The following is a 21,512-nucleotide window of genomic DNA, read 5'->3' on the forward strand; positions in this document are numbered from 1 at the left end:
CCGGAGGCCCGGCCGTCGCGGACGACGACCGGGCCTCCGGTGCGGTGCTGCGTGGGTGCGGAAGGTCAGCGCTTGATCTTCAGCTTGACGACGAGCCGCTCCCGCTTGACGTCGTCGTTGCCGAGGTAGCGCAGGACGACCTTCTTGGTGCCGGCGCGGGCGAAGGCGGGGAGCTTGACCGTGGCCTTGCCGTCCTTGACCTTGAAGCGGAGCACCTTGTCGGAGCCCTGCACCCGGACCTTGAGCCAACCCGTGGCGGTCGCGTCGCCGGCCTTGACCTTCACCGTGAAGCGGACCTTCTCACCGACAGTCCCGGTGGCGGCGACCGCCTTGATGACGGGGTCCACCTTCTCCGGAGCCGGGGTGGGCGTCGGGGTCGGGGTCGGGGTCGGGGTCGGGGTCGGCGTCGTGGTCGGGACAGCGGCGACCGTCACCGGGACGGTGACGACCGTGCCGGTGTCGTCCCCGGTGATGGTCAGCTCCTTGACGCCCGCGGTCGTGCCCGCGGGGACGACCACGTCGACGGCTGCCTTGCCGTACTCGTCGTTCTGGTCGACCGTGCCGATGGTGTTGTCGACGGGGAACGTGCCGAGCGTGGTGCCGCCGAGCGACACCGTGACGTCGTCGTCCTTGAGGTCCTCGGCCGCCGAGAAGGCGAGCGAGGTCAGGTTGAGCTTCACGTGGTCGCCCGGCAGGTAGGACGCCGGGGCGCCGGCCGGGAACGACACGCCCACGGCGTGCTGGGTGGTGTCGTGCTCGACCGGGCTGTTGGCCGCCATGTAGTCGACCATGGCCTCCAGGTCGACCTTGCCGGTGTCGCGACGCTCGGTGCCGTCACGCAGGGCGCGGAAGTTGTCACCACCGCTGGCGAGGAACGAGTTGACCGTGACGGAGTACGACGCGGCCGGCGAGATCGCGACGTCGTCCAGCCACATCCCGGTGATCCGGTCGCCCTCGGGGCGGGCCGGGTCGTAGGTGAACCGGAAGCCGGCCGACGTGCCGAGGCGGAGGAACGCGCGGGTGGGCACGTTGCCGCTCGAGTCGCGCTGCCACTGCTGCTCCAGGACCGCCTTGAGCTGCGTGCCGGTGAGCTTCATGTTGACCAGCGTGTTGGCGAACGGCTGGACGACGGCGGCCTGCTTGTAGGTCAGGTCGGCCGGGAACGTGCTCCCGGTGCCCACCATGTTCTGCCGCAGACCGCCCGGGTTCATCAGCGCGATCTCCGCGGCACCCGACTCGGGGGCGCTGGTCGCCCAGCGCTGCACCTCGGCCACGAGGTTGGAGAGCGTGGACTCGGCGCCGCGGTTCTCGGTGGTGCCGTTGGCGAGGAACGCCCGCTTGAACGGCGCGCCGAGCTGGCCGAGCACCTGCGAGCCCGGGCCGACGGCCGCGTCGAAGGCGTCGGTCACGATCTGCGTGGTCGCCGGGTCGGCCGGGAAGTTGGGCTGCGGGGCGGTCGGGCCGGTGCCGTCGGGGTCGGTGGTGAGGTCGACGACCTCCTGGGTCACCGCCGACACCTGACCGGTGGCGTCGTTGACCGTGAAGAGGAGCTTGTTGAGCTTCTGGCCGTACTGGCCCGCCGACACGACCGGACGGCTGGTGACGGCACGTCCCTCCCAGGCCGGGACCGGCACGGAGTGGTTGTAGGCGAGGTGGGTGTGGCCCGACACGATCGCGTCGATGTTGGAGTTGACCCCGTTGACGATGCGACCGAAGGCGTTGGTGTTGCTCGTCGCCGACGCGTACGTCGTGTCGGGCGCGCCCTCGTGGACCAGCAGGACGATGACGTCGGCGCCCTCGTCCTCGAGCTTGTTGGCGCTCCGGTTGACCTCGTTGACGATGCCGGTCACCTCGACCGAGGCGATGCCGCTGGGGCTGACCAGGGCCGGCAGGTCCTCGGTCACCGCACCCACGAAGCCGACCTGCACCGAGCCGAAGTCCTCGATCCAGCGGTCCGGGATGGTGTGCTCGTGGTCGTCCTTGTTGCGGACGTTGGAGGCGATGTACTGCCACTCGGCGCCACCGAGCGGGTTGCTCGCCGACTCCGGCGCCATCACCCGGTCGACCAGGTCGTCGACGCCCTGGTCGAACTCGTGGTTGCCGGCGGCCGACACGTCGAGGCCGGCCTCGTTGAGGGCGTCGATGGTCGGCTTGTCGTCGTTGATGAAGGACTCGAAGGTCGAGGCCCCGATCAGGTCGCCGGCCGCCGCGAAGACGGTGTTGGGCACGTCCTGCTCGAGCTGCTTGACCGCGCCGGCGAGCACGGCGGCACCGGCGTCGGGGTCGCGGTTCTCGGGACCGCGCAGCTGCAGCCGGCCGTGGAAGTCGTTGGTGGCGAGGATCTGGATCTCGACGGGAGCAGCGTGTGCGGGCGCCGCCGCGGTGACCACGGCGAGCGGCGCTGCGAGCAGCCCCGTCATCGTCGTGGCCAGGGCGAACCGGCGTCCTGGTCGTGATGCTGACACGAGTTCTGGGGCCTTTCGTCGGGTGAGTGGGCCGTCACCCTAGCCGAACGCACGCTCGACAAGACCCCACGAAAGTAGGGTTTCCCGACGTGTCGGTCAGTGTTCGCCGACTGGTCGGATCAGGCCCGGCGCACCCGCTGCTTGCGCACCTCGCGGACGAACTCCCAGCCCGACCAGAGGGTCATCGCCACGGCACCGGCGAGCAACACCTGGCTGGCGTAGAACAGCACCTCGCCCAGCGGTCCGGGCCAGAAGTCGAAGGCGTTGCCGTGGGCGTCGCCGTGCGGCAGCGGCCAGATCAGGCCCGACAGCGCGAGGGCCTGGAGGACCGTCTTGATCTTGCCGCTCTGCGCCGCGGGGATCACGACCTGCTTGAGGACCGACAGGCGCAGCAGCGTGACGCTCCATTCGCGGAGCAGGACCACGACGGTGACCCACCACCAGACGTCGCCGACGACCGAGAGGCCGATGAACGCCATACCGGTGATCGCCTTGTCGGCGATCGGGTCGGCGATCTTGCCGAAGTCGGTGATCAGGTCGTGCTTGCGGGCCAGGTCGCCGTCGATCTTGTCGGTGACCATCGCGACGGCGAAGATCGCGAACGCGACCCAGCGCCACAGGGGGTCGTTGCCGCCGTCGTGCAGTAGCGCCCAGCCGAAGAACGGCACCATGATGATGCGCAGCGTGGTGAGCACGTTGGCGATGTTGAGGTTCGACACCTCGCGCTGCTCCGCGCTCACAGGGTCCGTGCTCATGCTCCAGCTCCGTTCACTCGCGCGATCAGGTCGACACCGTCGGTGCCCGTGACGGTCGCGGCCAGCAGGTCGCCGACCCGGGCGCCGTCGGCGCCGGTGAGCAGCGTCGTGCCGTCGACCTCGGGGCCCTGGTGGGCGGCCCGTCCCTCGACGACGTCCTCGTCGACCGACTCGACCAGCACCACGACCTCCTCGCCGATGCGCTCCTCGGCGCGCTGGGCGTTGAGCTCCTCGACCAGGGCGGTGACGTGCTCGGTGCGGCTGCGGATCTCGTCCTCGTCGAGCTTGAGCTCGTCGGCGAAGCCGGCCGCCTCGGTGCCGTCCTCGTCGGAGTAGCCGAAGACGCCGGTCACGTCCATGCGAGCCGCCTCGAGGAAGTCGCAGAGGGTCGCCAGCTCCTCCTCGGTCTCGCCGGGGAAGCCGACGATGACGTTGGACCGTACGCCGGCCAGCGGGGCCAGCGTGCGGATCTGCTCGAGCAGGCCGAGGAAGCTCTCCGGGTCGCCGAAGCGGCGCATCCGGCGCAGCACCGTGGCGCTCGCGTGCTGGAAGGACAGGTCGAAGTAGGGCACGACGCCGGGCGTCGAGGCGATCGCCTCGATCAGCCCTGGCCGGGTCTCGGCGGGCTGGAGGTAGGAGACGCGCACCCGCTCGATGCCGTCGATGCCCGACAGCTCGGGCAGCATCGTCTCGAGCAACCGGAGGTCGCCGAGGTCCTTGCCGTAGGACGTGGAGTTCTCACTGACGAGGAACAGCTCCTTGACGCCCTGCGTGGCGAGCCACTGGGCCTCGTTGACCACGTCGCTGGGACGGCGGCTGACGAACGAGCCGCGGAAGCTCGGGATCGCGCAGAACGTGCAGCGGCGGTCGCAGCCGCTGGCCAGCTTGAGCGGCGCCATCGGGCCGGCGTCGAGGCGACGGCGTACGGCACGGGGGCCCGTCGCCGGCGCACCCGCGCCGATCTCGCTGGTGTCCGTGGCGACGGCCTCATGGCCGGGAACGGAGATGCCCGATGCGTCGCGCTCGACGGGCGAGATCGGCAGCAGGAGCCGGCGGTCGGACGGCGTGTGCGGGTGGTGCGTCTCGCCGCCGACGATGGCGCGCAGCTTCGAGGCGATGTCGGGGTAGTCGTCGAAGCCGAGCACCGCGTCGGCCTCAGGCAGCGACTCGGCGAGGTCCTTGCCGTAGCGCTCGGCGAGGCAGCCGACGGCCACGACGGCCTGCGCTTTGCCGTGCTCCTTCAGGTCCGCGGCCTCGAGCAGGGTGTCGACGGAGTCCTTCTTGGCCGCCTCGACAAACCCGCACGTGTTGACCACGACGGTGTCGGCGTCCTCGGGGTCGTCGACCAGCACGAAGCCGCCGGCCTCGAGTCGGCCGGCCAGCTCCTCGGAGTCGACCTCGTTGCGCGCGCAGCCGAGGGTCACCACGGCGACGTTCAGCGGGGTCGGGGGCAGCTCGGTGTCAGTCGTCATCGCACCCGTGAGTATGCCGCGTCACAGCCCACAGACCTGCACCCGCGACACGGTGAGACCTCTCACCCGCCGCCAGTGAGTCACGGTCAATCGGCGACGAAGGTGCCCTGGCCGGCCACGCCGGGCTCCCCCACGGCACGTGCCTCGCCGCCGGCGAGGGAGACCGTGACGGAACCGTCCGAGGACATCACCCGCACCGGCGGGGACACCTTGAGCTCGCGGGTCTGGCCGACGGAGAGGTTGCCCTTGAAGACCTCCTCGCCCGAGGCGTCGCGCACGACGACCTGGGCACCGCCCGACGGCGCGGTGACCACCACCGCGACCGGGTCGGCGACGGGCGCGTTGCCGGTGCCCTGGGGGCCGCCGGAGCCGTTGAGCACCGGCTGCGCGCCGCGGAGCTCGGGCGGGGTGTCCATGACCAGGCGGGCGATCGACCAGCAGAGCACCAGCGCCATCACCACGGCCACGAGCACCGACCAGTTCGGGCCGCCGCGGGTGCCGCGGATCGAGCCGTGCGCGCCGGTGGCGAGCTCGGCCTCGAAGACCCGGCGCGGGTTGATCGGGGCGTGGGCGTAGCGCTCGTCGTACGACGCCAGCAGCGGCGCCACGTCGATGCCGAGCACCCGGGCCAGGGTGCGCAGGTGGCCGCGGGCGTAGAAGTCGCCACCGCACGGCTCGAAGTCGTCGACCTCCACGGCCTCGATCACGTGCGGACGGATCCGGGTGCGCTCGGCCAGCTGGTCGACCGTCAGGCCGAGGCGGGTGCGGGCGGCCGCCAGCTCGGGACCGATGACCGGGTCCTCGGCGGGCTCCACCTCGAAGTCGTCGAGCACCAGCGGCTCCACCGGCTCACCCGGTCGGGCGATGGCGCGGACGCGGTCGCCCCAGGTCTCCTTCTCCTCGACCAGGCTGACCCGGCCGGGGCGGCGCAGCTCGCGGCCGTCGAGCTCGTCGAGGTCCTCGGGCTCCACGAAGTCGCGACGCACCTCGGAGCGACGCGCCGCCGTCGACTCGCGCAGGGCGGCCGGCGTCGGGCTGGCGACGACGGTCTCCTCGACCTCCGGCTCCCCCGCCTCGTCGGCGACGTCCTCGGCGGCGTCCGGAACGACGTCCTCGTCGACCTCGGGCTCGAGCACGACGATCTGGCTGGCGTCGCGGGCGACCCGGCCCAGGGCCTCGGACAGGTCGCCGTCGGCGCCGACGACGCGGGTCGAGAGGCCCAGCGGCACGGCGAAGGGCGCGCCGTGCAGCAGGCGGGACAGCGTGGTGTGGCGCTTGCCGGCGCCGGTCAGCTCGGCCTCGATGAGCTCGAGGTTGTGCGGCACGACGACCAGCCGGCCGTCACGCAGCAGCCCGCGGCGCGGGGTGTGCTCGACGTGGTGGACCGCCGTCCACGGCAGCCCGCGCCACGTGCGGCCGAGCCGGATCCGGATGCCCTGCGCGTCGGCCACCAGCAGCGGCGTGCGCGCGTCGACGAAGCCGACCAGCCAGTACGCACCGAGCAGCCCCATCCCGACCGCGAGCACCCAGTCCAGGACGGCGCCCGTGTGGGTGGCCCGGCCGAGGTAGGCGATGGCGACCGCGGAGGCCGTCAGCCCCACGCCCGCGGCGAGGCCGGCATGACGGCGTACCTCGACGTGGTCCGGGACCACCGCCGGCCCCGCACCCGCAGTGTGGTCGTCGAAGACCTCGTCCTCGTTCAGCACCGTGCTCATCAGGCTCCCCCCTCCAACGTGGCGATCACGGAATCGAGCTCGTCCGGCTTGACCAGGACGTCACGCGCCTTCGAACCCTCGCTCGGGCCGACGACACCACGGCTCTCCATGATGTCCATCAGCCGGCCGGCCTTGGCGAAGCCGACGCGCAGCTTGCGCTGCAGCATCGACGTCGAGCCGAACTGCGTGGAGACGACCAGCTCGATGGCCTGCACCACGAGCTCCATGTCGTCGCCGATGTCGTCGTCGAGCTCGCGCTTGGACTCCTTCGGCGCCGTGACGTCCTCGACGTACGTCGGCTCGAGCTGGTCCTTGCAGTGCTTGACGACCTGGTGGATCTCGGCCTCGGTGACCCACGACCCCTGGACGCGCACCGGCTTCGAGGCGCCCATCGGCAGGAACAGGCCGTCACCCTGACCGACCAGCTTCTCGGCTCCGGGCTGGTCGAGGATGACGCGGCTGTCGCCCAGCGAGCTGGTGGCGAACGCGAGTCGCGACGGCACGTTGGCCTTGATCAGGCCGGTCACCACGTCGACCGACGGGCGCTGCGTGGCGAGCACCAGGTGGATGCCGGCCGCGCGGGCGAGCTGGGTGATGCGGACGACCGAGTCCTCCACGTCGCGCGGCGCGACCATCATCAGGTCGGCGAGCTCGTCGACGATGACCAGGAGGTAGGGGTACGGCGTGAGCGTGCGCTCGCTGCCGGCAGGCACCTCGACCTTGCCGGCCCGCACCGCCTTGTTGAAGTCGTCGATGTGGCGGAAGCCGAAGTTGGCCAGGTCGTCGTAGCGCATGTCCATCTCGCGCACGACCCAGGCCAGCGCCTCGGCGGCCTTCTTCGGGTTGGTGATGATCGGGGTGATCAGGTGCGGCACGCCCTCGTAGGCGTTCAGCTCGACCCGCTTGGGGTCGACCATGATCATCCGCACCTCGTCGGGCGTCGCCCGCATCAGGATGGAGGTGATCAGCGAGTTGATGAAGCTCGACTTTCCGGAGCCGGTGGCACCGGCGACCAGCAGGTGCGGCATCTTCGCCATGTTGGCGACCACGAAGCCGCCCTCGACGTCCTTGCCGAGCCCGGCGACCATCGGGTGGTGGTCCGAGCGCGCGGTGCCGGAGCGGAGCACGTCGCCGAGGGAGACGATCTCCTTGTCGGTGTTGGGGATCTCGATGCCGATGGCCGACTTGCCGGGGATCGGGCTGAGGATCCGGACGTCGGCGGAGGCGACGGCGTAGGCGATGTTCTTCGACAGCGCGGTGACCTTCTCGACCTTCACCGCCGGGCCGAGCTCGACCTCGTAGCGGGTGACGGTCGGGCCACGCGTGTAGCCGGTGACGGTGGCGTCGATGCCGAACTCGTCCATCACCTGCATCAGCCGCTCGACGACCGCGTCGCTGGCCTTGGACCGCGCCTTGTGCACGGAGCCCGGCTTGAGGGCGGAGTTGTCGGGCAGCGAGTAGGTGATGTCGCCGGACAGCGCGAGCTGCTCGACGCGGGCCGGGAGCGGCGTGTGCGGCGGCGGCTCCACCGCGCCGGTGTCGGCCCCGCCCTTCGCGTCGACGGCCGGGGTGACCTCGGTCGGGGCGTCGGCGGAGGCGTCGGTGGGGTCGGCGAACAGGTCGATGCCGTAGTCCTCGACCGGCTCGGCGTCCTTCTTCCTGCGGCGCTTCCTGAGCTCGCGGTCCGCCAGGACCGGGCTGTCGTAGGCCGGGTCACCCATCTCGGGGTCGATGTCGTCGTCGAGCATCGAGCGGCGGCGGGTGCGGACCGGCTTCGTCGGCTCCTCCGCCTCCTCGACCGGGGTGCGGCCCAGCGCCTTGTCGCGCAGCGCGGCCAGCCGGGCCGGGATCTGGTAGACCGGGGTGGCGGTGATGATCAGGACGCCGAAGGCGGCGAGCAGCACCAGCAGCGGCACCACGACGTACGACGTCTGCATCAGGTCGAGCAGCAGGCTCGAGGTGACGTAGCCGACCGCGCCGCCGGCGGACTGGAGGTTGGTGGCGTCGCCGAGCACGGGCTGCGGGTTGCCGTTGGCGATGTGCACGATGCCGAGCAGGCCGAGGGTGAACGCCGACCACCCGATCACCTGGCGACCGGCGGGGCCGTTGCGCTCCGGGTCGCGCAGGGTGCGCCAGCCGGCGTAGACGAGGAACAGCGGGACGAACCAACCGACCTTGCCGACCGCGCCGGCGGTCACCGAGCGGGCGAAGTCCATCACTCCCCCGGGCAGCTGCCACCACACCGCGGCGGCGACCACGGTGGCGAGGCCGAAGAGGAACAGGCCGACGCCGTCGCGGCGGTGCTCGGGGGCGAGGTCGCGGGCGGACTGCCCGATCGAGCGGGCGACCGCGCCGACCGCGTGGGCGATGCCGAGCCAGACGGCGGCGACCCCGCGACCGAGGGCGCCGAACGCCTGGGCGACCGGGCCCGGCCCGTTGCGCACCGCCCGCGGCGCGGGACGGCGCGAGGACGCGCTCGATCGGCTCCGGCCCTTCGCGGGGCTGGGGCGCTTGCTGGTACTCCGTGATCGGGTGCTCGAACCCTTGCTCCGACTCTTGGACGAAGACGTGCTCGTGCTCCGCGACCCCGGCGGGGAAGACGTACGGGTCGCCATGCTCCGACCCTACGGCCAAGTCACACCAGCCACACGGATCACAGCCGTGCGTGTCGTGCAGCACGGCCGCAAATCTTCCGTCCGTCGGGACGACCTGCACAAATTCCACCTTCAGGGTCTTCCTGACCGGATGGACAGTTGCTTAGGGTGACCCGGATCACTCGGGTATGGGATCCCGGGTGCAAGCGAGAGGTCACTCTTTTGAAGCAGCTGAATCGAGGCCAGGGACTCACCCTGGGCCTCGCTCTCATCGCAGCTGGGCTTGCCGCCCAGCCGCTGGTCGGCGCGCAGGCCGCGCCGGCGAGCAGTGCGGACGAGTCGGTCGTCAGCCGGCTCCGCGACGCAGCATCGGGTTCGGTGGACCTGCGGGCCAACCCGGCCACCGGTCGCGTCGGGTTCGCGACTGCCGAAGGTGCCGACCCCGACCTGCTGCCCGGCGTCGCCGCCGACGGCCGCCAGGGTGCGATCGACAAGGCCACCGCCTACCTCGACCAGTTCGCCCCCGCCTTCGGCGCCCGTGCCGCAGAGCTGAAGCAGACCGAGGTCTACGCCAGCACCTCCGGCTGGTCGATCACCTTCGCCCAGTCCTACAAGGGTGTCCCGGTCTTCGCCGGCGAGCTCAAGGCCCACGTCGACCGCGACGGGGACCTGACCTCGGTCAACGGCTTCGCCGCACCCGCCCTCTCGCTCGACGTCACGCCGCGCCTGCCGAAGGCCGAGGCCTCCTCGAAGGCGCTGGCCGCGGTCAAGGCCAAGCCGTCCGGCTACGAGGACGGTGGCCCGGCCGGCTACCGCAAGGGCCTCTCGGTCCGCGACGCGAAGCTCACCATCTACCGCATGGGCACCCCCCGCGGCATCGAGGGCGAGTCTCGGCTCGCCTGGGCCGTCGAGGTCTGGAACAAGGCGACGGTGCGCGAGACGCTGATCCTCGACGCCGCCTCCGGCAAGCCCCTCAACCGCTGGTCGATGATGGCCCACGCGCTCGACCGCGAGCTCTACGAGGCCTACGTCAACGACGCGGGCACGCCGAACCTCCCCGACGACGACTTCGTCGACGGCCTCAACGACCCGGTCTGGGCCGAGGGCGACGCCTTCCCCGGCGGCCTCAACGAGGACCAGCAGAACGAGGTCCTCGGCACGAGCGAGGCCTACTGGATGTTCCGCAACACGTTCGGCTACGACTCGTGGGACGGACTGGGCGGCACCATGCGCACGGTCAACAACGACCCGCGGATCAACTGCCCCAACGCCAACTGGAACGGCTACTCGACCAACTACTGCAACGGCGTCACCGGTGACGACACCGTCGCCCACGAGTGGGGTCACGCCTACACCGAGTCGACCTCCGGCCTGATCTACCAGTGGCAGGCGGGCGCGATGAACGAGGCCTACTCCGACATCTGGGGCGAGACCGTCGACATGCTCAACGAGCGCCACAACGAGACCGGTGACCCCGGTTCGGCCGGTGGCACCGTCTACCGCACCCCGGGGAAGTGCTCGGACTTCACGCGCTCCGACGTCACCATGGAGATCAGCGCTCCCGCTGGGGTGGCGGGCCCGTGCACGGCCGCCCCCGCCTCGTTCGGCCCGGTCTTCGGACAGACGCCGGTCGAGGGCACGGCCATCGTCGGCACCGACCCGGCCACCGGCACCCTGCCGGACGGCACGCCGGACACCTCGCCGACCAACGGTTGCCAGGCGTTCACCAACGCCGGTGCCATCGCGGGCGGCTGGGTCTACGTCGACCGTGGCGCCTGCACCTTCGGCACGAAGGCGCAGAACGCCGAGGCCGCCGGCGCGGTCGGGATCGTGGTCGGTGACAGCGTCGCCGGTCGTGCCCCGATCTCGATGTCGGGAGACGCCGACATCTACGGCGTGATGGTCACCCAGGCCGACGGCACCAAGTTCAAGACCGCCGGTGCGCCGGTGACGTTCGAGATCGCCGCCGTTCCTGCCGACACCGACGAGACGCACCGGTGGCTGTCGGGCGAGTCCGACCCCGCCTTCGGCGGTGCCATCCGCGACATGTGGAGCCCGAACTGCTACGGCGACCCGGGCAAGGTCTCGGACGAGGAGTACCACTGCACCGACGACGACTCGGGCGGCGTCCACACCAACTCCGGCGTGGTCAACCGCACCTTCGCGCTCCTGGTGGACGGCATGGACGGCCAGGACACCGGCATCGGCCTGGACAAGGCTGCGTGGCTGTTCTGGCACACCCAGACCAACTACCTGACGCCGTCGTCCTACTTCCCCGACCTGGCCGACGGGCTCGAGGAGTCCTGCGCGGTGCTGGAGGGTGAGGACTTCCGCAAGGTCACCCTGGGTGACCCGCAGGAGGCCGACGGGTCCGACGGCGCCGTCGCCGACCCCGAGCTCGTCGAGGGCGGCATGACCGAGGCGGACTGCGAGATGCTCGCCGACGTCATCGCCGAGACCGAGCTGCGGATGGACCCGACCGAGCAGTGCGCCTGGGAGCCGCTGCTCAAGCAGGGTGCACCGAAGCTCAACTGTGGTCCCGGCAAGACGGCCAAGACCATCTACTCGGAGGACTTCGAGGACGGCCTGGCCGGCTGGTCGCAGGACGAGGAGCTCGGCGAGGCGTTCTCCGAGGGAATCCCGTGGGAGGCCTCCACGCGTGCTCCGTCGCACACGGGCGGCGTGGCCTTCGGTCCGGACCCGGTGTCCGGCACCTGCGGTGCTGCTGGTGACCTGACCAGCCGCAACGGTCTCATCAGCCCGGCCATCGCCGTGCCGGCGGCCGACAAGGCGCCGCGGATGTCGTTCGACCACTACGTCGCCACCGAGGCGACGTGGGACGGCGGCAACGTCAAGGTGAGTGTCAACGGGGGCACCTTCGCACTGGTCCCGCAGGACGCCTACGTCTTCAACGCTCCTGAGGGCGAGCTCGACCCGGCTCAGGGCCCGATGGGCGGCGAGGCCGCGTGGACCGGCACCGACGGTGGCCAGCTGCACGGCTCGTGGGGCACCACGGTCATCGACCTGGCCAAGGTCGCGCCCGCCGGAGCCACGGTGAAGTTCCGCTTCGACATGGGTCGTGACGGCTGCAACGGTGTCGACGGCTGGTACGTCGACAACGTCAAGGTCGAGGTGTGCGAGGCCAACGCCACGCCGACGCCGACCACGACCCCGACGCCGACCCCGGCGCCGGAGCCGGTCGAGTCCACGACCAAGGCCAAGGTCGAGCCCAAGAAGCCGTCCTACAAGGACGACTTCAAGGTCATCGTCAAGGTCAAGGCCGAGGGCGAGACCCCGACGGGCAAGGTCACCGTGAAGATCGACGGCAAGGAGATCGACACCAAGCGTCTCGACGACGGCCGCCTGGTCCTCAAGGTGAAGAAGAACCTCAAGGTCGGCGAGCACAAGCTCGTTGCCGTCTACGCGGGTTCGGACACCGTCGAGGGCAGCAGGGACAAGCTGACGTTCAAGGTCGTCCGCTGACCCTGAGCACCAGCTGACGCAGCACCAGAGGGCCCCGGCGGAGCGATCCGCCGGGGCCCTTCTGCGTCCGGTCCCCGCTCAGCGGAGCCCGGTGAGCCAGGGCAGGACCACCAGCAGCGTCGGCAGCGCGAGGACCGCGGCTGCGAGGCCGACGACGGCGCCGGCCTGCACGGGGTGCCGGCGGTCGTCGCGCAGCGCCTCGGCGCGCGCGGCCCGCGACCCCGCCGAGCCCAGGGCACCCCGGGGCGCGGACGAGCCGGCGAGGGCGAGCAGGGCCGAGAGCAGGGTCCGCCGGTCCACGCGGCGTACGGCGGCGCGGTCGGCGAGCACCTCCACCAGCACCTCGACCTCGTCGCGGGCGGCGCCACTGGCCACCCAGCGAGGGAAGGCGCGGTGCAGCACGGCGAAGGCCTCGAGCACCAGGTCGTGGCGGGCGCGCAGGTGCGAGCGTTCGTGCTCGAGCACCGCCGCCAGCTCCGCGGGCGCCAGCGTGGTGAGCGTCGAGCGGGAGACCACGATGCGCGACCCGGTCATGCCCGGCACGCAGTAGGCGACCGGCAGGTCGTGCTCGAGCACGGAGACCCCCGCGTCGCGGCTGGCGACGAGGTCGACACGGTCGCGGTGCAGGCGTCGCATCCGGCGCAGCTCGGTCCCGGTCCGGTGGCCGCTCAGCACCAGCCGGGCAGCGACCACTGCAGTCACGGCGCCGGCGAGGACCGCGACGACGACGTCGTGCCCGGCCACCGGCGGCTCCCACAGCCGGTCCGTCGCGAGGGAGAGCCCGGCGCCCAGCGCGGCCAGCACAGCGGCCGCCGCGGTGCCCTGCCAGAGCAGCATCGCGGCCGCGGGCGTCCGCCGCAGCCGGTGCCACCGCGACAGCGCGTGGGGCACGGGGCCCGCGAGCAGCACGGCGAGGACCCCCAGCACGACGGGCGTGGGCACGGCGGACAGGGTCAGGAGAGGTCGGCCAGGGCGCGACGCAGGGCCGCGAGGTCGGTCTCGCTGGCCTCGCCCACGAACGAGACGAGCGCCTGGTCGCGGTCGGCGCCGGTCTCGTCGAGCGCCTCGCGCATCAGGTCCGCGGTCATCGCAGCGCGCGAGCGCCGCGGGGCGTAGCGGAAGGCGCGGCCCTCGCGCTCGCGCACCACGACGTCCTTGCGCGCCAGCCGGTCCAGGACCGTCATGACGGTGGTGTAGGCGAGGTCGCGCCCGGCGAGCCGCTCGTGGACCTCGCGACCGCTGGCCGAGCCGAGGTCCCACAGCGTTTCGAGGACGGCCTGCTCGAGCTCACCCATCCGGGACCTTGGACTCATGCCACAGGAGTCTAGGTGCCCTGTCCGCGAAATTACGACACCGCGTAGTATCTACTACAATCTGTAGTAATCCTGCGCCGCGGCGCCGACCCCACGCAAAGGTGTGCCCATGGACGTGCTCGACATCGCCCGCTGGCAGTTCGGGATCATCACCGTGTACCACTTCCTGTTCGTGCCGCTGACGATCGGGCTCACGGCCGTGATCGCCGGGCTCGAGACGGCCTGGGTCCGCACCGGCAAGGAGGACTACCTCCGGCTGACCAAGTTCTTCGGCAAGCTCTTCCTCATCAACTTCGCCATCGGCGTCGTGACCGGCATCGTGCAGGAGTTCCAGTTCGGCATGAACTGGTCGGACTACTCCCGCTTCGTCGGCGACGTCTTCGGCGCGCCGCTCGCGGTCGAGGGCCTGCTCGCCTTCTTCCTCGAGTCGACCTTCCTCGGCCTCTGGATCTTCGGCTGGGACAAGCTCCCTCGCGGCCTGCACGCCGCCTGCATGTGGCTCGTGCACCTCGGCACGCTCGCCTCGTCGTGGTTCATCCTCGCGGCGAACTCGTGGATGCAGCACCCCGTCGGCTACCGCTTCAACCCCGAGTCGGGCCGCGCCGAGCTGACCGACTTCTGGGCGGTGATGTTCAACAAGGTGCAGGTCGTGACGTTCCCGCACGTGGTCTTCGCGGCGTACATGACCGCGGGCGCCTTCCTGCTCGGCGTCTCGGCGTACCTCTACATGAAGAAGAAGCACGAGGCCGACCGCCCGCTCTACCACCGTGCGATCCGCATCGGCGCCGTCGTCACGCTGCTCGCCGGCCTCGGCGTCGCCATCACCGGCGACCTCCAGGGCAAGGTGATGACCGAGGTGCAGCCGATGAAGATGGCCGCCGCCGAGGGCCTCTACGAGACCAGCGAGGGGTGCGCGCCGTTCTCGGTCCTGACGATCGGCACGCCCGACGGCCAGCACGAGAAGTTCGCGGTCACCGTGCCGTGCCTGCTCTCCTTCCTCGGCACGGGCTCCTTCGACGGCACCGTGCAGGGCATCAACCCGCTCAAGGAGGAGTACGCCGAGACGTACGGATCGCTCGACAGCGCCGACCCGGCACAGCGCGACGGCGACTACGTGCCGATCATCCCGGTCACCTACTGGTCGTTCCGCTTCATGATGGGCCTCGGCTTCTTCGCCGCCGGCGGCGCTGCGCTGATCCTCTGGCTGACCCGCAAGGGCCGCACGCCGGGCGTGCGCTGGCTGGGCTGGCTCGGGCTCAGCCTGCCGATCGCGACGACGCTGGCCTCCTCGTGGGGCTGGATCTTCACCGAGATGGGCCGCCAGCCGTGGGTCGTCTTCGGGCTGATGACCACCGAGTCGGGCGTCTCCCCCGGCGTCAGCACCTTCGAGGCCGCGACGTCGCTGGTCGTGCTGACCGCGCTCTACGCCGTGCTCGCGGTCATCGAGGTCAAGCTCCTCGTCACCTACGTCAACAAGGGTGCGGAGCCCTTCGAGGAGCCACCGCGGGTCAAGGTCGGCGGCTCCGACGACGAGGACGCCCCGCTCACCTTCGCCTACTGACCCGACCCCACTCGACCGACCTGACCTGAAAGAGACACCATGGAACTCACGACCGTCTGGTTCGCCCTCATCGCCGTGCTGTGGGTCGGCTACTTCTGCCTCGAGGGATTCGACTTCGGCGTCGGCATGCTGCTGCCGGTCCTGGCGAAGGACGACACCGAGCGCCGCGTCATGATCAACACCGTCGGCCCCGTCTGGGACGGCAACGAGGTCTGGGTGCTCGTCGCCGGTGGCGCGACCTTCGCGGCGTTCCCGGAGTGGTACGCCACCCTCTTCAGCGGCTTCTACCTGCCGCTGCTGCTGATCCTGGTCGCCCTCATCGTGCGCGGGCTCTCCTTCGAGTACCGCCACAAGCGCGACGACGCGACCTGGAAGGGCCGCTGGGACCTGGCACTGATCGTCGGCTCGGTCGTCCCCGCGCTGCTCTGGGGCGTCGCGTTCGCCAACATCGTCGCCGGCGTGCCGATCGACGCCGACAAGGAGTTCACCGGCAACCTCTTCACCCTCCTCAACCCCTTCGGGCTGCTCGGCGGGTTGGTCACGCTGACCCTCTTCGCCGCGCACGGCGCGATGTTCGTGGCGCTCAAGACCGACGGCGACATCCGCCACCGCGCCCGCGACCTCGCCGTGCGGATCGGTGCCGTCGCGGCCGTGCTCGCGGTCGTGTTCCTCGGCTGGACCCAGGCCGAGACGGGTACGGCGCTCACCGCCGTCGTCTTCACCGTGGCCGCCCTCGCGCTGGTCGGCGGCCTGCTCGCCGCCCGGGCGCGCCGCGAGGGCTGGGCGTTCGTCGGCACGTTCGTCACGATCGCGCTGGCCGTGATCGGCCTGTTCCTGGCGCTCTTCCCCGACGTGATGCCCTCGACGACCGACCCGGCGTACTCCCTCACCACGACCAACGCGGCGGCGACGGCGTACACCCTCAAGGTGATGACGTGGGTCGCGGTGGTCTTCACGCCGATCGTGCTGGGCTACCAGGCCTGGACCTACTGGATCTTCCGCAAGCGGATCTCGGTCCACCACATCCCCACGCCCGAGCTCGCGGACGCGACGAGGTGAAGCCGCTCGACCCGGCAGTCCTCACCCACCTGCGGCCCGCCGGCCGCCCGCTGGCGGCGGTCGTCGCGGCCGGTGTCGTCGGCGGCCTGGCCACGGTGGCGCAGGCGTTCGCACTCGGCGCGCTCGTCGTCGCGGCGGTCGGCTCCGGCGACTGGTCATCGGCGGCGTGGTGGCTCGCCGGTCTGGTGCTGCTGCGCACCGCCGCGGCGTACGTCGGTCAGCGTGCCGCGGTGCGCGCCGCCGGTGACGTCTCGGGAGCGCTGCGCCAGCGCCTCCTCGACGCCGCCCGACGTGTCGACGACGTCGTCCCGGCCCGGCTGTCGGTCCTTGCGACCCGCGGGGTGGCGGGGGTGGAGCCCTACGTCACCCGCTACCTCCCCGCCCTCGTCCCCGCGGCCGTGCTCCCCGTCGTCACCCTCGCCGCGATCGCCTGGCTCGACCCGCTGTCCGGGCTGGTCGTGGCGCTCACCCTCCCGCTCGTCCCTGTCTTCGCCGTCCTCGTCGGGCTGACCACGCGCGACCGCGCCCGCCACCAGTGGCGCGCCCTCGAGGCCTTGTCCGGCCACTTCCTCGACGTGGTCCGCGGCCTGCCCACCCTGGTCGCGCACCGCCGCGCCGAGGCGCAGGTCGGGACCATCCGGTCCGTCACCCACCGCCACCGCCGCGCGACCGTGGAGACGCTCAAGGTCGCCTTCGCCTCGTCCTCGGTCCTCGAGCTCGTGGCCACCCTCTCCGTGGCGCTCGTGGCGGTCACCGTCGGCCTGCGGCTCGCCTCGGGGTCGGTGGACTTCCGCGTCGCGCTCACCGTGCTGCTCCTCGCGCCCGAGGCGTACTGGCCGCTGCGTCGCGTCGGTGCGGAGTTCCACGCCGCTGCCGAGGGCACCGCTGCGCTGGCCGAGGCCGACGCCCTTCTCGCCCGCGCGTCCGCCGGCCACCCCGGCACCGTCCGCCCCGACGCGTCGCGGCTGGTGCTGCACGGACTCGAGGTGGGGTACGCCGCCCCGCTCACGGCGCCCCTGGACCTCGACCTCCCCGGCCACGGCCTCGTCGCCGTCGCCGGCCCCTCGGGGTGCGGCAAGTCCACCCTCCTCGCCACCCTCCGCGGCGAGCTGCCCACCCTCGGCGGGGACGTGCTCGTCGGTGGCACTCCCCTGCCGTCGGTCGACCCGGCGTGGTGGCGCGACCAGGTGGCTTGGGCGCCGCAGCGCCCGTGGCTGCTGGCCGACACGGTCGCCGCCAACGTCCGGCTCGGCCGCCCCGGCGCCGGCGACGACGAGGTGTGGGAGGCGCTGCGCGGCGTCGGGCTCGACGACGTGGTCCGGGCGCTGCCCGACGGCCTCGACACGCCCCTCGGCGAGGACGGCGCGGGGCTCTCCGCGGGCCAGCGGGCCCGGGTCGCACTTGCGCGCGTCGTGCTCGCCGACCGGCCGGTGGTGCTGCTCGACGAGCCGAGCGCCCACCTCGACGAGGAGACCGAGCAGGTCCTCCTCGACACCGTCACCCGGCTCGCGCGCACCAGCCTGGTCGTCGTGGTCGCGCACCGCGACGCCGTGCTCGCCGCGGCCGACCGCGTGGTCCGGCTCGCGCCGGTCGTCGAGGGCGCGACGGTGGCGGCGCACCACACCGGATCGGCGCCCGCGGGTGTCGTCCGCCGCCACCCTGCGCCGGCACCCGTCGCCGTCGAGGCCGACGAGACCCGTCCGCGCTGGGGCTTGCGCACCGCCACCGTCCTCGGCGCGCTGTCGACCGCCTCCGGGGTCGCGCTCACCGCGACCGCGGGCTGGCTGATCACCCGGGCCAGCGAGCACCCGCCCGTGCTCCACCTCATGGTCGCGATCGTCGGGGTCCGCCTCTTCGGTCTTGCGCGCCCCGTGCTGCGGCACGCCGAGCGGATCCTCAGCCACGACGTCGTGCTGCGCGAGCTGACAGAGCGGCGGGCCCGGGTCTTCGCCGACCTGGTCCCGCTCGTGCCCGGCCGCCTGGGACCCCGTCGCGGCGACCTGCTCACCCGGGTCGTCGACGACGTCGACGCGCTGCTCGACGAGCGGCTCCGCGTCCGCCAGCCCGTCGTCACGGCCGTGCTGGTCGGCGGGGGTGCCGCCCTGCTCACCGCGCTCGTGCAACCCGTCGCCGGCCTGGTGGTGCTCGCGGTCGTGGCCTCCGGGGCGGTCGCGTTCCTCCTGGGCCGCGCCGGGGCGGCCCGCGCGGAGGAGCGCGTCGTGGCCCGGCGGGCCGCGCTCGGCACACGGGTCGAGGAGGTCGCCCACGGCCTGCGCGAGCTCGAGCAGTGGGCCGCGACGGAGCGCGCCCTCGCCGGCGTCCGCGACGAGTCCACCGCCCTCGCCGGTGCCGTACGCCGCTCCGCGCGCGCCGTCGCTGCCGGCAACGCGCTCACCAGCGCGGCCGCCGGGCTGGGCGTCGTCGCCGTCGCGGCGCTCGTCCCCGACGGCTCGGTGTCCCCCGCCGTGCTCGCCCTGCTGCTGCTGGTGCCGCTCGCGCTGGCCGACGTGACCACCGGGCTCGCGGACGCCGGCGCGCTGTCGGTCCGCTCGCGCGCGGCCCGGGCGCGCCTGGACCGGCTCGTCGCCACCGCGCCCGCCGTGAGCGACCCGGTCGACCCGCGGCCGCTGCCTGCCGGCCACGGCCTCGCCCTGCGCGGCTCGCTGGGCTGGACCGAGCAGCCGGTCCTCGTGCTCGACGACCTCACGGTCCGCCCGGGCGAGCACCTCGGCATCACCGGCGCCTCGGGGACGGGCAAGTCGACCGTCGCCGCGACGCTGGTGCGCTTCCTCGACCCCGTCGCCGGCGACGTACGCCTCGACGGCACCGACCTGCGCGACCTCGCGCTGCACGACGTGCGTGGTGTGGTCGGGCTCGTCGACGACGACCCGCATGTCTTCGCCTCCACCGTCGCGGAGAACGTCCGCCTCGCCCGGCCGGGGGCCGACGACACCGAGGTGCGGTCGGCCCTCGACCGCGCCTGCCTCGGCGCCTGGGTGGACGCGCTGCCCGACGGGCTTCACACCCACGTCGGCACCGGGTCGCGCGAGGTCTCGGGTGGCGAGCGGGCACGGCTGGAACTGGCCCGCGCCCTGCTCGCCGACCCGCAGGTGCTGGTCCTCGACGAGCCGACGGCCCACCTCGACGGGGCCACCGCCCGCCAGGTGGCCGACGAGATGCTCGGCTCCGCGGCGCGCGCCGGTCGCTCGATCGTGTGGATCACCCACGGCACCGTCGGGCTGGGGTCGATGGACCGCGTGGTGCGGCTGGAGCCGGACGCCCCGGCGTCGGTCAGTCGACCGGGTCTCGTGAGGTCCTCAGCGGCAGGGTGAAGCGGAAGGTGCTGCCCACCCCCAGCTCGGAGGTGAGCTCCAGGGTGCCGCCGTGCGACTCCGCGATGCGCTGGGCGATCGGCAGGCCCAGGCCGGTGCCCGGGATCGACAGCGCGTTGGGGTTCGTGGAGCGGTGGAACGCCGAGAACACGTGGGCCTGGTCGGCCGGGGAGATGCCGATGCCGGTGTCGGTGACCTCGACGCTCACCTGGTCCTCGGTCACCGCCATCGCCACCGTGACCGAGCCGTCCTCGGGGGTGTACTTCACGGCGTTGTCGACCATGTTGTCGATCACCCGGGCCAGCTCCTCGGGATCGCCGAAGACGACGATCGGGCCGAGCTCGCGGGTGGTGAAGGCGAGGCTGACGTTGGCCTGCTTGGCGCGGATGCTGAGGAGGTCGACGCTGGCCTCGCACAGCTCGGCGAGGTCCACCGCGCGGCGTACGGTCTCGCGCCGGCCCTGGATCCGGGAGTAGTGCAGCAGGTTCGAGACCAGCAGGCCCAGGCGCTGGGCGTTGCGGATGATCGCGTCGATCGAGCTCAGGTCGGGGTGGCGGTCGGCGATCAGCTCGGCGTGGCCCAGGATCGCGGTCAGCGGCGTCTTCAGCTCGTGGGAGATCGTGGCGATCAGCTCGCTGCGGTAGCGGGCCAGCTCGCGCAGCTCCTGCACCAGCCGCTGCTCGGTCTCCAGGACGCGGGAGGCGCGGACGATCTGGCCGAGGAGCCGGCCGACCTCGAGCACCGCATCGGCCTCGCCGGCCGTCATCGCGCGCGAGTGGCGGGCGAAGCCCAGCACGGCGTAGCCCACCAGCTCGTCCTGCGACACCAGCGGGCAGACGACCATCCGGTCGGCGTGGATGGCCCGCATCCGCTCCTGGAGCTGCTCGCGGCTCAGCGGGAGGTGCTCGGAGTCGCCGTCGTCGACGCCGAGCTCGAGGAGGACGGGGAGGCTGTCGAGGGACCGCAGGTCGTCGCGGAGCTCGACGACGTCGACCTCGGGCGAGAACGGCCGCGGGGTGGCGGCGCCGAGCTCGCGACCCTGGGCGTCGATCGGGAAGGTCCGGGCCCACACCTGCGCGGTGCCGAGGCACTCGGCGACCGCCGTCACCGCGGTGCCGAGGGCTTGCGCGAGACCGTGCTGCGTGCCGGAGCCCGCGACCGTGGTGAGCATCCGGTCCAGGCGGACCCGGTCGGTGAGCCGCTCGCGCTCGCGCGCGTTGGAGAGCGCCACGCCGGCCTGCACGGCGAACATCTCCAGCAGCTCGCGGTCGTCGATGCTCGGCACGCGGTTGTCGGCCGGCAGGTCGACGGCCATGTTGCCCAGCAGCTCGCCGCTGGCGGAGTAGAGCGGGGCGTAGAGGGCGTGCTCGGGGTGCCACGCGTCCGGGTCGTCGTCGTCCGACTCGAGCTCGGGGATCCACGCGGCGCGCAGCCGCTCCTCCGACATGCGCCCCGCCGGGACGAACCGCAGGATCCCCCAGCGGTCGGCCTGCCGGAACTCGTCGAGGATCTGCTCGGCCGGGGTGCGGCGGTTGAGGATCTGCGCGACGACCTCGGGAGGGCCGGCCACGTTGGTCATCACCAGCGTGTCGCCCTCGAGACGGGCGATCGCGGCGACGCCGTAGCCGAGCACGTCGACGACCCCGTGGGCGATCTCCTCCAGGATCACCTCGGTGTCGGTGGAGGAGTTGACGCGGCGCATCAGCTCCGCGAGGCGCCTCAGTGCCCCCTGGCTCGGCATCCGCACCTCCCCACCCAGATGA

The 21,512-nt window shown here is 72.3% G+C and carries 12 protein-coding genes; 4 read left to right on the plus strand and 8 right to left on the minus strand.

Annotated elements, in window-relative coordinates:
• Positions 1-65: 65 nt before the first annotated feature.
• The 5 genes from ACE3QY_RS07045 to ACE3QY_RS07065 all read right to left on the minus strand — a co-directional run bounded on the left by ACE3QY_RS07045 (position 66) and on the right by ACE3QY_RS07065 (position 9,022).
• Positions 66-2,420: a bifunctional UDP-sugar hydrolase/5'-nucleotidase gene (locus tag ACE3QY_RS07045; RefSeq protein WP_374455296.1), complete on the minus strand. Its 2,355-nt coding sequence runs from the start codon at positions 2,418-2,420 to the stop codon at positions 66-68.
• Positions 2,421-2,584: 164 nt separating this feature from the next.
• Positions 2,585-3,220 (minus strand): CDP-diacylglycerol--glycerol-3-phosphate 3-phosphatidyltransferase, encoded by a 636-nt coding sequence (gene pgsA, locus ACE3QY_RS07050; protein ID WP_374455297.1) that lies wholly within the window; start codon positions 3,218-3,220, stop codon positions 2,585-2,587.
• Entirely contained in the window at positions 3,217-4,659 is a 1,443-nt protein-coding gene (gene rimO / locus ACE3QY_RS07055; protein ID WP_374455552.1) for a 30S ribosomal protein S12 methylthiotransferase RimO, read from the minus strand. Before rimO ends, pgsA begins: the two co-directional genes overlap by 4 nt.
• 119 nt (positions 4,660-4,778) lie before the next feature.
• Complete coding sequence (locus tag ACE3QY_RS07060; protein WP_374455298.1) at positions 4,779-6,407, minus strand: helix-turn-helix domain-containing protein; 1,629 nt, start codon at positions 6,405-6,407, stop codon at positions 4,779-4,781.
• The gene (locus ACE3QY_RS07065) at positions 6,407-9,022 is read right to left on the minus strand and encodes a DNA translocase FtsK (protein WP_374455299.1); all 2,616 of its coding nucleotides are present in this window, start codon (positions 9,020-9,022) and stop codon (positions 6,407-6,409) included. Before ACE3QY_RS07065 ends, ACE3QY_RS07060 begins: the two co-directional genes overlap by 1 nt.
• Positions 9,023-9,223: 201 nt before the next feature.
• Between ACE3QY_RS07065 and ACE3QY_RS07070 the strand changes: the two genes are divergently transcribed.
• Positions 9,224-12,484, plus strand: a complete 3,261-nt coding sequence (locus ACE3QY_RS07070) for a M4 family metallopeptidase (RefSeq protein WP_374455300.1) — start codon at positions 9,224-9,226, stop codon at positions 12,482-12,484.
• Positions 12,485-12,562: 78 nt separating this feature from the next.
• On the opposite strand, the gene ACE3QY_RS07075 is transcribed toward ACE3QY_RS07070, so the two are convergent.
• Positions 12,563-13,426, minus strand: a complete 864-nt coding sequence (locus ACE3QY_RS07075; protein ID WP_374455301.1) for a M48 family metalloprotease — start codon at positions 13,424-13,426, stop codon at positions 12,563-12,565.
• Positions 13,427-13,437: 11 nt separating this feature from the next.
• Entirely contained in the window at positions 13,438-13,797 is a 360-nt protein-coding gene (locus tag ACE3QY_RS07080) for a BlaI/MecI/CopY family transcriptional regulator (RefSeq protein WP_374455302.1), read from the minus strand.
• A gap of 109 nt (positions 13,798-13,906) precedes the next feature.
• Here ACE3QY_RS07080 and ACE3QY_RS07085 point away from each other — a divergent pair, with 109 nt between their 5' ends.
• Genes ACE3QY_RS07085 through cydD form a run of 3 tightly spaced genes read left to right on the plus strand, consistent with a single transcriptional unit; the run spans position 13,907 to position 19,749 of the window.
• Positions 13,907-15,358, plus strand: coding sequence for a cytochrome ubiquinol oxidase subunit I (locus ACE3QY_RS07085; RefSeq protein ID WP_374455303.1), 1,452 nt, complete (start codon positions 13,907-13,909; stop codon positions 15,356-15,358).
• A gap of 39 nt (positions 15,359-15,397) precedes the next feature.
• Complete coding sequence (gene cydB / locus ACE3QY_RS07090; protein ID WP_374455304.1) at positions 15,398-16,417, plus strand: cytochrome d ubiquinol oxidase subunit II; 1,020 nt, start codon at positions 15,398-15,400, stop codon at positions 16,415-16,417.
• Positions 16,414-19,749, plus strand: coding sequence for a thiol reductant ABC exporter subunit CydD (cydD, locus tag ACE3QY_RS07095; protein WP_374455305.1), 3,336 nt, complete (start codon positions 16,414-16,416; stop codon positions 19,747-19,749). The genes cydB and cydD overlap by 4 nt, the downstream gene beginning before the upstream one ends.
• Here cydD and ACE3QY_RS07100 read toward each other — a convergent pair.
• Positions 19,709-21,490 carry a sensor histidine kinase gene (locus ACE3QY_RS07100; RefSeq protein ID WP_374455306.1) on the minus strand — a complete coding sequence of 594 codons (1,782 nt, stop codon included), beginning with the start codon at positions 21,488-21,490 and terminating at the stop codon, positions 19,709-19,711. The genes cydD and ACE3QY_RS07100 overlap by 41 nt on opposite strands.
• Between the last annotated feature and the right edge of the window lie 22 nt (positions 21,491-21,512).

The sequence above is a fragment of the Nocardioides sp. genome, from assembly GCF_041913365.1.
In the GTDB taxonomy this organism is placed as follows: Bacteria; Actinomycetota; Actinomycetes; order Propionibacteriales; family Nocardioidaceae; genus Nocardioides.